At 70.6% G+C, this 11730-nt stretch carries 11 protein-coding genes and 1 pseudogene; 7 read left to right on the top strand and 5 right to left on the bottom strand.

What is annotated here, in order from left to right:
- Positions 1–296: 296 nt before the first annotated feature.
- Positions 297–1235, top strand: coding sequence for a DUF3800 domain-containing protein (locus ACZ60B_RS05815; protein WP_469384490.1), 939 nt, complete (start codon positions 297–299; stop codon positions 1233–1235).
- A 437-nt stretch (positions 1236–1672) separates the two neighbouring features.
- Here ACZ60B_RS05815 and ACZ60B_RS05810 read toward each other — a convergent pair whose 3' ends face one another.
- The 3 genes from ACZ60B_RS05810 to ACZ60B_RS05800 form a co-directional block, all read right to left on the bottom strand.
- Positions 1673–2374 carry a type 1 glutamine amidotransferase domain-containing protein gene (locus tag ACZ60B_RS05810; RefSeq protein WP_469384489.1) on the bottom strand — a complete coding sequence of 234 codons (702 nt, stop codon included), beginning with the start codon at positions 2372–2374 and terminating at the stop codon, positions 1673–1675.
- Between the two features lie 192 nt (positions 2375–2566).
- Positions 2567–3508: a helix-turn-helix domain-containing protein gene (locus ACZ60B_RS05805; protein WP_469384487.1), complete on the bottom strand. Its 942-nt coding sequence runs from the start codon at positions 3506–3508 to the stop codon at positions 2567–2569.
- Positions 3505–4329, bottom strand: a complete 825-nt coding sequence (locus ACZ60B_RS05800) for a peptidoglycan-binding protein (RefSeq protein WP_469384485.1) — start codon at positions 4327–4329, stop codon at positions 3505–3507. The genes ACZ60B_RS05805 and ACZ60B_RS05800 overlap by 4 nt, the downstream gene beginning before the upstream one ends.
- A gap of 262 nt (positions 4330–4591) precedes the next feature.
- Here ACZ60B_RS05800 and ACZ60B_RS05795 point away from each other — a divergent pair, with 262 nt between their 5' ends.
- Positions 4592–5035: a peptidoglycan-binding domain-containing protein gene (locus tag ACZ60B_RS05795; RefSeq protein ID WP_469384483.1), complete on the top strand. Its 444-nt coding sequence runs from the start codon at positions 4592–4594 to the stop codon at positions 5033–5035.
- Positions 5036–5113: 78 nt separating this feature from the next.
- Here ACZ60B_RS05795 and ACZ60B_RS05790 read toward each other — a convergent pair whose 3' ends face one another.
- Positions 5114–6217, bottom strand: coding sequence for a zinc-dependent alcohol dehydrogenase family protein (locus tag ACZ60B_RS05790; protein ID WP_469384481.1), 1104 nt, complete (start codon positions 6215–6217; stop codon positions 5114–5116).
- A 283-nt stretch (positions 6218–6500) separates the two neighbouring features.
- Between ACZ60B_RS05790 and ACZ60B_RS05785 the strand changes: the two genes are divergently transcribed.
- From ACZ60B_RS05785 to ligD, 4 genes and pseudogenes are all read left to right on the top strand, one after another.
- Positions 6501–7103 (top strand): hypothetical protein, encoded by a 603-nt coding sequence (locus ACZ60B_RS05785; protein ID WP_469384479.1) that lies wholly within the window; start codon positions 6501–6503, stop codon positions 7101–7103.
- Positions 7104–7505: 402 nt separating this feature from the next.
- Positions 7506–8033 (top strand): hypothetical protein, encoded by a 528-nt coding sequence (locus ACZ60B_RS05780; protein WP_469384478.1) that lies wholly within the window; start codon positions 7506–7508, stop codon positions 8031–8033.
- A 169-nt stretch (positions 8034–8202) separates the two neighbouring features.
- On the top strand, positions 8203–9699 hold the full coding sequence (locus ACZ60B_RS05775; protein ID WP_469384476.1) for an acyltransferase family protein: 1497 nt from the start codon (positions 8203–8205) through the stop codon (positions 9697–9699).
- A gap of 95 nt (positions 9700–9794) precedes the next feature.
- A pseudogene (gene ligD, locus ACZ60B_RS05770) lies at positions 9795–10153 on the top strand (non-homologous end-joining DNA ligase LigD); the annotation flags it as partial.
- Between the two features lie 108 nt (positions 10154–10261).
- Here ligD and ACZ60B_RS05765 read toward each other — a convergent pair.
- The gene (locus ACZ60B_RS05765; RefSeq protein WP_469384474.1) at positions 10262–11065 is read right to left on the bottom strand and encodes an NERD domain-containing protein; all 804 of its coding nucleotides are present in this window, start codon (positions 11063–11065) and stop codon (positions 10262–10264) included.
- Between the two features lie 98 nt (positions 11066–11163).
- On the opposite strand from ACZ60B_RS05765, the gene ACZ60B_RS05760 reads away from it, so the two are divergent.
- Positions 11164–11670, top strand: a complete 507-nt coding sequence (locus ACZ60B_RS05760; protein ID WP_450667974.1) for a protein-tyrosine phosphatase family protein — start codon at positions 11164–11166, stop codon at positions 11668–11670.
- Positions 11671–11730: the final 60 nt, after the last annotated feature.

Below are 11730 nucleotides of genomic sequence, written 5' to 3'. Positions count from 1 at the left end.
CGAGTGCTGCGATTGTGTCGAGGTAGCCCCTCCCCCGTCATGCACGTCTGGGACTCAAAGGTCACCAGGCAGTGGAGCTGCTATCGCGCCAACCGCCTGGTCAGCTTCCTCGACCCGGCCCTCCGTGGCTGACCGAAACCCTGTCTTGCCGGTCAACCGTATGTGACGTCACGCTTGACCGTCCGTAGCCGCCTTGGCAGGATCGGGTTCAGCAATCAAAACACCGCGCATATGGCTGCGCAGACCCTGTGGCCGTCCCTTCGGGGGCGGCCACAGACGTGTTTCTGGGAGGTTCGGTGCATCTGTGCTATATCGACGAGGCGGGCAACGGTCAGACACTCGACCCTGCGAGACCCGACGCTCCTCCAGTACTCGTCGTTGGTGGATTCACGGTGCCCCGAGCCCAGGTCAGGCCCCTCACCTGGGCCTTCCTCAACATCAAGAAGCACTACCGGCCGCAGTTACGGAACGCGGAACAGCTTTCTGAAGTGATCCAGCACGAGATCAAGGGCGCGGACGTCCGTAAGAACCTCCGGGCCGGCAACCACAGCTGGCGGCGCGCCGCCATGGAATTGGCCGCTTCGCTGCTCGACATACTGGAGGCCCACGAGACCCGCGTCCTTGCCCGCGTATGGATCAAGGAGGAGGGGCTGGCGTTCGACGAGTCCGGGGTCTACCCCGCCTCCGTCGCCGCACTGAACGAGACCTTCCAGGCTCAGCTGGCCCATGAGCACTCACGCGGCATGATGATTCTGGACAGCCGCACAAAGGTGAAGAACGCGCCTAATGTGCATTGTGTCACCACGCGTAAGTACCGCGCGGGCGGCGACAGCCTGCGCGGGATCATCGAGTCACCAGTTTTCGGACACAGCGACACTCATGCCCTTCTTCAGCTCGCGGACCTCTTGGTCTCCTCATTGCTGTTTCCCATCGCCTGTCACGCCTACCTCAACGACGTGAGGTGGAACGTGCACTGCGACGATGCCTACGGGCCGCTCCGAGAGGAGTTCGGCGCACGGCTCAGGAAGTTGCAGTTCCGATACCAGGACGCCGCAGGAAAGTGGCGCGGCGGGATCATCGTGTCGGACCGAAGAACTCAGCAGTCGTCCAGTCTGATGTTCGGACCGGGGAAGGCGGTCACCCTGCCGACTACGGCGATCCCGGGACAGCCGGGAGCTCCGGCCCCCGAGCGGACCGAGACCCAGCCGGACAGGGGTCTGCCCCTCCTCCCGTAGCGGGCCGACATCCGAATGCTGCGGACTATCTGTGGACTCGGTACTCTCGATTTACAGCTGACGCGACTGTGACCTGCTGCGTTTCCTGGGTCCCAAGCGCCCTCCGGAGCCGTGTGCGCAGGTTCGAATCCTGCCGGGGGCACCCTTCATACAGTGCCCGAAGACCCCGTCATCAGCGGAAACGCTGAGGTCGGGGTCTTCGGGTATGTGCAGGGGAACGCGGCGCAGTGTGGGCTCAGGGCGGGCTCTGGGGTTGTTCGCGGACAGGGTCTTGGGCCGTTCGTGCTGGTCAGCGCCGGCACAGGGGGAGGGGAAGGGCCTCGGGCGGGTCTACGGGTTGAGCGCCTCGCTTGGAGGGACGGTCGGTTCTGCGGGATCACTCATTGGCGAGAGGTCGCCTGTGGCCGGCCTCTGCCCGAGGGGCTTTTGTGGCGCGGTCAGGCTGTGGCCAGTTGCTTCAGGACCGCCTGTGCGACTCCCCTGGCGCTGCCGGGGTTCTGGCCCGTGATCAGCAGTCCGTCCTCGACCACGTACGACTCGAAGGGCTCGTCGGCGGTGCTGTAGTCGGCCCCGAGTTCCTTCAGCCGCTCCTGCAGGTTGTAGGGGACGGCGTCCGCTCGGTTCGCCAGTTCCTCTTCGGGCCAGGAGAAGCCCGTGACCCTCTTCCCCTTCACGAGGGGATCGCCGTTGCTCAGCATGACGTTGAGCAGTCCGGTCCCTCCGTGGCAGACCGTGGACACGACGCGTCCCGATTCGTAGAACCGTGCCATCAGTTCTTCCAGCTCGGGGGTCTGCGGAAAGTCGAACATCACTCCGTGTCCACCCGTGAGGTAGATCGCGTCGTAGTCGTCGAGATGGATGTTGGAGATCTTCCGGGTGTCCTCCAGGAGATCCATGAACGCTCGGTCCCGGTAACGCTTCTCGGTGCCGAGTTCTGCCAGGACCTCATGGGAAAGGCTCTCGGGATCCAGCGGGATCCTGCCGCCCTGAGGACTGGCGATGTCCATGGTGTAGCCACCCTCGGCAGCCACGTCCCAGAAGTGGGTCAGCTCCCCGAGCCACAGGCCCGTACGCATGCCGACTTTTTCGTACTCGCCGATGTTGGTGACGATGACCAGAATCTTCTTCGTCGCTGTCATGATCTCTTCTCTCGCTCCAGTCGTGTGTTCACCTACCGAACGACGCCTTGACATGAGAAAAGCCGTGGCATTGATCTTCGTTCCGCGGTCAGAGCGAGGTCGCTCGCTGAACTCCGCCTGCTCATTGCCTGAGAGTGGACGTCAGGGAGATCCCGAAAACAACCGTAGACCGATCGATGTGGCACAGCAAAGTCAGGCCCCGGACATGCCGAAGGCCCCTGGGGCGCCCTGGCCCACCCGGGCCTCGAAGCACTCCTGGCCGCCGCCTCCCGCGGGCAGGAAGCAGGCACTGACGAGGGTGCCGGGGTGGGTCACCGTCATGGGGGTGTAGACGTAGCCGTCCGCGTCGACGCGGTTCTCGACCCGGGCTGCGCGGGCACGGCCGGCGTCCCCGGCCGCCGTGACCTCGATCCGGTCGTCGATCCGCGTGCCCCACATACGGGCCCAGCTCGTGCCGCACACCGCGCTGTGGCGCAGCTGTATCGAGGCTCCGGTGTCGGTCACGTGCTCGGCGAGAGTCTCCGGTACGGCGGCGCACCTCGTGTCCAGCGGGTTCTGCCCTTCGCAGGCGGCCCCCCGGCAGTGCGGGCCGGTGGCGGACGGGGCCGCCTTCGGTCGTGGGGTGTGCCGCTGGTGAGGGAGGAGGACCAGGGCCAGGGTGACGGCCCCGAACACCAGCGCGCACACCGACGCGAGGATCGCCGCGGCCGTCGCGCCTCGATGCCCGACGGGCGCGAGCTGCTCCCGCGCAGAAGCAGAAGCAGAAGCAGGAGCAGGAGCAGGGGCGGGAGTAAGGACAGGAGCGGGAGCCGGGGTCTTGGTCGGTGGCGTCGGCGATCGGGGCTGGGAGGTGAGCAGGGGTTGCGTCCGTTCCTTCGGTCGGTCGCCGCTCTCCGACTTCGCGATCTCCCACAGCGCCAGGCACCGCCCGTCCGGTTCCCCGGCGAGGCGGCACAGTTCCTGTATCGCCGGGCGCGGTGGCAGAGTCCTGCCGTTGAGATAGCGCTCCCAGGACGACTTGCTGTACGCGGTCTTGGTCGCGAGGGCCGCCAGGCTGAGGCCCGTACGTTCCCTCGACTCTCTCAGTGCCGCGGCCAGCCGCTCGCCTCCGGGGGACGGCGCCGGCCGCGTCATCCTCGCAGGGCCTTCCAGGTGAGCGGTCCGATCATGCCGTCCGCGACCAGACCGGACCGTTTCTGCATGGCCCTGACCGCGCGTTGCGTCAGGGGACCGAACATCCCGTCGATGCCTCCCGGCGAGATGCCCGCCCGGCGCAGGAGGCACTGCGCCTCGGCCACTTCGGGCCCGCCGTTGCCGTAGGAGAGTTCGGTGTCCCGGGTGCGGCTGATGCCCGCGTACCAGAGGCCGTCGATCTGCTGGATCCTGCACGTGTACACGGGAGCCGGTGCGGGTGCCGAGGCGGCGGCCGGGACGGGGGAAGCCACCGTCGGGCCGCCTTCGTCGGCGTTGAGACGCAGGGCCAGCAGGACGGTCGAGGAGACGGCCAGTACCAGGGCGACCGCTCCCGCTCCGAGCGCGATGCGCATCGAACGGCTGACGGAAGGCGCGGTTGCGTCTTCGGGTGTCGAGGTGTCCGACATCGGCGGAACCTCGGATCGCGTCGGCTCCTCCGGCGAAGGGGAAGGCGTGAGCAGAAGCGTGGGTGAGGACGGCTTGGCCGTACGGCTGTTGTTCCAGGTGTCGGCGGCGACTTCGTGCAGCGCGAGCAGGCGGACCGGGTCGATGCCGCTGATCCGGGCCAGTGCCTCCACGGCCGCGCGGGGCGGCAGCGACCTGCCGCCCAGGTACCGCTCCCACGACTTCTCGCTGTACCCCGTCCGCGTGGCCAACTGCCGCATGCTCAGCTCGCCGTGGTCCTTCAACCGGCGCAACTGCTCCGCCAACCGCTCCGCGTGCGGGCTCGGTTCGGCGGACAGCGCTGTGCGGCGCGGCATGTTCCCCCCAGATGCGGTCATGGCCATGGTCAGTAGCCCCCGACTGCGTCGCATTCTGCATGAGCGGTACGACGTCTGTCACAGCCGTCCCGCCGGACCGTCCCCGGGGACGGTGTTCGTGCAGTTCAGCGCGTGTGGTGTCCCAAGTGGCAGCCACATGGACGGAGTTGGTGGCGGCGGTCGCCGAGCGCCCCGCACTCTCGAGTCGTCACCTGCTCGTCCGACGGGCCAGGTGTTCACTCACGATTCGAAAGAGGACCGCATGCGATCGCACGTCCTGGTCAGGACCTTCGTCAGCCTCACCGCCGTCGCCGGCATCGCCGCCGGGAGCCTGGCGGCCGCGGGCACCGGCTACGCGGCGTCGGCGCCGACCGCCCAGTCGGTGGTGGCCGCCCCCGCCTCCGCGCAGTCGACCGAGAACTTCGGCCTGACCAAGGCCGAGGCCATCAACGTCCAGACCTTCCTGGCGGGCGACTGGGGCTACACCGGCAAGCTCGACGGGCAGCTGGGCACCGCGAGTTGGCAGGCGTTCCAGCGCTGCCTCAAGAAGTACTGGGGCTACACCGGCGAGATCGACGGCGACCCCGGCCCCAACACGATCATGGCGCTCCAGCGTCTCCTCAAGGACGACTACGGCTACACCGGCAAGATCGACGGCATTGCCGGGGAGGGTACCCGCGCGGCCTTCAAGCGGTTCGCCGCCTGACGTACCCCGCCATGACCGCGGCCCGCCCTCCCCGGAAACCTGAAGCCGGAGGGGGCGGGCCTCGGTGCGTCGAACGCCTCACGCATCCGCCCCGGATCCCTCGTTCTGGCTGTCGCCGTCGTGCGCGCCTTCCTCGAAGACGAAGAGCGGCTTGGCGCCGTGGGCCGGGGTTTCGGCCAGGGCGATGGCTTCGGTGAAGCGTTCCAGGGGGAACGGGCGGCCCTCGGGGATGCTCAGTACGCCGTCGGTGACGAGGGTGCGCACCTCGGACAGGGCGTCCAGGGCGTCCGTGGGTGAGGCGGTGCCGAACCAGCGGTTCAGCCAGAAGCCGCGGATCGTCTTGGTCTCGTAGATGACCGAGCGGGCCGACAGCGGGATCGTCAGGGCCGCCGGGGCGGTCTGCCGGTGGGTGGAGAGCGCGCCGTAGACCACGAGCTCGCCGCCCGGGGCCAGTGCCTGGGACACCTGGGCGCCCACGTCGCCCGCGACGCAGTCGAGGGCCTTGCGCACGCCGGCGGTTCCCGCGATCTCGGCGACGCGCTGCACCAGGTCCTCGTCCGCCGTGCAGACGACCTCGTCGCCGCCGAGCGCCTCGATCTCCTCGACGGCGTCGCGCCGCCGGACCACGTTGATCGTGGGGATGCCCAGATGCCTGGCCAGCTGGATGACGAGCCGGCCGACGGTGGAGCCCGCGGCCGTCTGCAGCAGCCACTCCCCCGGCTGCGCGTCGAGTTCGCGGGCCACCAGGAGCAGCGCGGTCAACGGGTTGACGGCGAGCTGGCAGGCGTCGGAGTCGCTCAGCCGGCCGGGCACCGGCAGGAGCCTTCGCGTGTCCGCGACAACGTATTCCTGCCAGGTGCCGACCGCCTGCGGTCCGGGTACCGCCGGGATCGCGGCGTGCACCACGCGCTCGCCGATCTTCAGCCCCTCGGTGTCCGGGCCGAGGGCCTCGACATGGCCCACGCACTCCATGTGACCCCCGACAGCGGGAAAGTCCGGGGAGAAGCCGTAGCGGCCGCGCAGTACGTGCAGATCGCTGGCGTGAACCGGAGTCGCCTTCACCCGGATCAAGGCCTGGCCGGCTTCCGGGGTGGGGACGGGCCGGGATTCCAGGCGCAGGACATCGCTCGGTTCGCCGACCTTCTCGGCCACGAGCGCGTTCATGGACTGTGGCATGGGCATGGGATCTCTCCTTCAGCCGCGCTCGGCGTCCGCCGACCGGGCAGCGGAGCGGCGTATCCCCGGCGCACGATCCCCGCGCCGAGTCCCTTGAGCCCTTTTTCGCCGCTGCCCGGAAACCTCGGCGTCGTCCTTTCCGTCATTATCCAGCCGCTCCGCCGACGGGCCGACTCCGGCGACCGGCCCCACGTGCGTCCACGTCTGTCCTGGGGATGGGAATCGCACAGGTTCTCGGCCACAGTGGACGTGCTCGGTCGTGGGGAGACCGTGGCGGGGAGGGGGACCGATGACGGACGCCGGTCTGTTCGAGCTGGAAGCCGTCGTGGTGGGGCAGCCGAAGCGTTCCTGGTGGCGCAGATACTCGGGCCCCGACCTGACCGTGTCCTCCCTGGAGGGGGTCCCGCTCGCCCTGGTCACGCACATCGGCGACACGCTCTCCGTCCTCACGGAGGTTTCCGGTGAGCACGTCGTCCGGATCGAGAGGCGTACGCGGTTCGGGCCGTTCGAGCAGTTCGCGCCGGCATCGTTCCACTTCACCGACGCGGCGGGCCGGGAGGTCGGGACCGCCGATACCCACGGACCCGTCAGGACCCGGCAGTTGAGCCTTCGTACGGAGCAGGGGCGCAGGCTCTTCCTCACCCGGCGGGGAAACCTGGGCCTCGAATGGCAGCTCACGGAGACGGAGACGGGCCCCGATCCGGATCAGGGCCCGACGCCGGGGATGCTCGGCCGGGTCACCGTGAGCACCGTCGACCGATGGTTCGGGTTGCAGCAGTACGTCGTCGAAACGGGTCCCGGCCTGGACGTCCCGGAACGGCGGACCGTCGTCGCCTCGGTCGTCTGTCTGCACCTGCTCCGTCGGCCTCCGGGTGGCAGCGGGCCCGGTTGAGGCGGGAGCGAGTGGTCGCCGGGTGTGCTCGCGCGCTCACCAAGCGGATCGGGCGGCCAGCCTCGCCCTTCTCAAGCGCATTGCAGCGCAGGCCGGTTGGGCACTCGGTCTGCCCCGCGTCGCGCATGTGCCGATACCTGTGCGGAGTTCGACTCCGGTGGACATGTTCGACTGGGCGTCGGAGCATGGAGGAGAGGGACAGCACACCGGTTCACCTCTGACCGCGTGGCCGACGTGCCCTGCACGCATGCGGTGGCCTCCGAGCCCTGGGCAGAGTGCTCGCGCGCATCCCGGTTCGTACGGATCCAGGTCCGTACCAATTCCGGTTCGTACGTAGTCGCCTTCGTCGCCGGGGCCGCCGTCGCATCCGGCGTGCCCTTCCCGTTCTGGGAGGAATGAACGATGATCCGCACCCGACGTCTCGCGCTGCTCGCCCCGATGGTCCTGTCGGCACTGGCTCTCGGGCCTGCCGTCACCGCTCACGGAGCGACGGGGCAGGCACCTGACCGTGCCCCGGCGAAGGCCAGGTGTCTCCTCACGCAGGACACCGCCAACTCGAAGCCGGACCATCCGAAGTTCACCCTCTCCGCTTCCGGTTTCAGGTCCAACACGGTGTCGTTCTTCGGTGGCGGCGGCGGTGGTGCGGCGAAGACCACGAACGGGTCCTTCACCGTCAACAACCTCGGGGCCGGCCGCTACCTGGCCGTCGGCAACATGGACGGCAGGGTGAACTGCGGCCGCACGCCCGAGGTCCCGAACGATCAGCAGGACGCCAAGGCCCAGTACAAGCAGGGGTTCACCGACGGCTTCAACGCGATCAAGCAGAGCTGCGGTGCGCCGATGACGAAGAGCCTCACCGCGGTGAACCCGAACTACGCGGAAGGCTTCAAGGACGGAGCGGCACTGGCTGCCGACAAGTTCTGCGACTAGGCGAAAGGGACACGTCGGGGGACGTGTGCCGTTCTCGTCGACCGTGACCCGGTTCGGGCCGCGGTCGGCCTTGCCGCCTGCCCGTGGATGGTGTCGTGACGGCCACGGATTGGTTGCGACCGGGGCTCCTCGCCGTAAGCCCTTTCCCCGGTGGGCAACATGACGGTCCATGAGCGACGCGCGGCTGAGTGACGGCAGGGATCGGTACGTCGACTTTCTGCGGGCGTGGGCCATTCTCCTTGTGGTGGGCGGCCATTGGCTGATCACCGCGCTCGTCCGCGAGCCGGACGGGGAGATCCGGGCGCCCGAGCTGCTGGCCACCGTCCCCTGGACGCAGTGGCTGACCCTGGTGTTCCAGATCATGCCGCTCTTCTTCCTGGCCGGTGGGTACGCGGCGAGCGGCTCCTGGGGGCGTGCCCGGGCGGCGGGCGGGACCGTCGGGGGGTGGGTGCGGCAGCGGGTGTTGCGGCTGTTGCTGCCGGCCGCCGTCTACAGCGCGCTGGTGTTGTGCGCTCTGGGTGTCTGCGAGGCCGTCGGGGTGGACCGGGGCACGCTCGCGCTCGTGGGGTGGGCGATGGCCATGCAGTTCTGGTTCCTTCCGGTGTATCTGCTGCTCAGTGCCCTCACCCCGGCGCTGCACGCGGCGCATCGGCGGTGGGGGCCGCTCGTGCCCGTGGGCCTGGGGGCGACGGCTGTGGTGACCGACGTGCTGGCGGTCGGGCTTCATGTGCCGGTGGTCGGGCTGCTGGACTATCTGCTGGTGTGGGGTGTGGCGTATCAGCTGGGGTTCTGCTGGCGGGACGAAGGGCGGAGCGGGGTACCGGGCGCGGTGCGGGGCGGGCTGTCGAACGGGGGTCGGCGGGTGCCGACGGTCATGGCTGTCTGCGGCACGCTGGCGTTCGTCGCGCTGGTCCGGTTCGGACCGTTCCCGGTCAGCCTGATCCTGGTGACCGGGCAGACGCCCAACAACACCGATCCCCCGTCGGTCGCGATGCTCGCCTGGACGGTGGCCCAGGTCGGGTGGTGCCTGCTCGCGGCGCCCTCGGTACGGCGGGTGCTGGAGCGGGGGCGGGTGTGGCGGGTGGTGCGACCCGTGGGCGCCGTCGGGATGACGCTGTATCTCTGGCACATGCTGCCGGTGCTGGTCGTCGCCGCGGCCTTCTATCTGACCGGGATCGCGCCCCGGCCCACGGTCGGGTCGGTGGCCTGGTGGGGGTGGCGGGTGCCCTGGTTGCTGGTGCTCGGGGTGGTGCTGGTGGGGGTGGTGCGGGCGTTGCGGCCACTGGATCGGGGGCTGGTGACACTCCGCGCCCGAGCCACCGCCTCGGACGCCGCTTCGGACGGCGCCTCGGACGGAGGTTCGCGTGGGGCGGCCTGGCTGCTGTGGCCCGGCCTCGGTGCCGCGGTCGCCGCCCTGGGGTACTTCGCCGGGCATGGCTTCGCGTACGGCGGACGGTTCCCGGTGCTGCCCGCGCTGGGACTGGCGGCGGGTGCGGGGCTGGTGACGGCGGCCGGCGGGACGGAGCCGCAGCGGGAACGGGAGCATGAAGAAGAACGGGGGCGGGACGGCGGGATACCGGCGGGCGCCCGGGGTGCGGCGGGTGCGGCAGATCCGCGGGGTGCCGTGCCGGGGCCTCCTGACGCGGGGCGGACTCCGGCCGGTTGACCGCGCGGGACGGCGGCGCAACGACCACGCAGGACGGTGGAGCAGCTACCACTCAGGGCGGCGGCACGACGTCCGCGCAAGGCGGTAGCCCGGCGGCCGCGCGGGACGGGGCGTCGTCCGGGCGGGTGTCGGAGTACGCCGAGGAACTCGCCGTCGAAGCGGAGCGGGCGATGCCGCGGCTGGTCGTGCACCGGATGACGCGGGGCCTGAGGCCCGGGAAGGTGTTCGTCGACCGGAGCCAGCACGCGGCGCGGAAGACCACGGCGGCTCCTTGCACACTGCGGGCGCGGGCGGAGCCGCCGGCGCCGGCGCCCGTGACGTGGGGCGCGGTCGAGGGGTGCGGGGCGCCGGCGCAGCTGACGTTCCGGGCGTGGGACATCGCGCCGTGCGTACAGGACCACGGGGATCTGCCGGCCCCGTGCCGGATGCGGGGCGGGCCGGTCCGCTGCCCTGACCGCCCGCCCCGCCCGCACGCACCTCTGCCCCCCTTCAGCCCCCGCCTCTGGCCTTCGGCCCCCGCCTCTGCCCCCTTCGACCCCGCCCCGCCCGCACCTCCGGCCCCTCAGACCCGGGCCCATGTGCGCCGGTCCCGTGCCATCGCGTGCAGGGCCTCCACGTCCGCCGGTTTCAGCACCCCGCCCAGGCGGGCCAGGTTCGCGACCTCGGGGTCCGTCAGGACCCGGACCTCGCGGGGCGGGGTGGTGAAGCGCAGGCCGGCCGGGCCCACCAGGGCCAGTACCGGGTGGACCTCGGCGGTCAGCGCGTAGGACGCCCGGTCGGCGTCGGCGCGCAGGCGGCGCAGCAGGGGCCGTGGCTCGCGCCGGCCCAGCGCGACCATGGGGTCGGCGACGAGCACCCGCTGCTTGCGGGCGTGCACCGCGTGGACGACGAACAGGCCCGCGGGGCCGATCGTCAGGTGGTGGACCCGGTCGCCGCCGGGCAGCGGGACGGAGTGCAGGGTGCGCCAGCCCGCGCCGTCGAGGTCGTCCAGGATGTCGCCGATCGTCTGTTCCGCCTCCAGTTCGCGGCGGCGCGGGTCCGGGCGCAGCCGGTGGGAGGCGGCCGGGCTCCGGTCGAGGGCGATCAGCAGGGCCTCGCCGGGGCGGTTGGGGGCGAGGTCGTCGTCCGGGGGCAGGGAGAGCCGGGCCAGCTCGGCGGGGGTGGGTACCGGGGGCGGGCCCACCGCGACGGGCCCGGTCAGGAAGGGCGCGAGGACGTGGAGCACGTCGTCCCTGCGGTCCTCGCTGAGCAGGTTGACCCGGGCCGCCCCGCGGTCGTACCAGGCGATGTTCCGGCCGTCCGGGAGACGGACGTACAGCCGTTCCCGGCCGTGGCGCCAGGTCGGTACGACGCGCAGTCCGCTCATGCACCATCACCCCTCGACCATGGGAACAGGCGGGGTGCTCCAGGGGCAAGAACCCGGCTACCTTTGACGGAGTTGGCCTGGCGGTCGGGAGGGCACTGTTGCGGACTCGCGGCAAGCAACCCGGTGTGCCCGCGCCGCAGAACCCGTGGAGCGAGATCGTACCCGGGCTGTGGATGGGCGGGCACGAGTTCCGGAGCCGTTCCGGGCAACTGGAACTCGCGGTCGTACGGGACGAGTTCGACCTCGTGCAGACGCTGTTGCGGCTGCCGGGGCACGGTCCCGACGCCGGGGTCGAGCACCATGTCTGGCCGATCCCGGACGGCCCCCTGGACGGGACGCAGCTCGCGGGCGTGATGCGGCTGGCGCAGGCCGCGGGCGAGGCGCTGGACGAGGGGCGCAGGGTCCTCGTCCGCTGCTATCACGGCTACAACCGCTCGGGGCTCGTCGTGGCGCACGCGCTGGTGCGCCGGGGGCACTCGGCCGACGAGGCGATACGGCTGATACGTTCCCGGCGCTCGCCCTGGGCGCTGCACAACGAACTGTTCGTCGCGTACCTGCGGGCCGGGCTGCCGACGGCCCGCCTGCTGGAGGACCTCGCCGAGTGAGCACCTCGCGGACGCACCACGGCGCCGGCGGAGCAGCGCGGGACGGAGCAGCGCGGGCTC

This window comes from Streptomyces sp. NPDC104096 (genome assembly GCF_055584385.1).
Note: the sequence above shows the minus strand (reverse complement) of the source record. Positions and strands in the feature narration are given on the sequence as shown.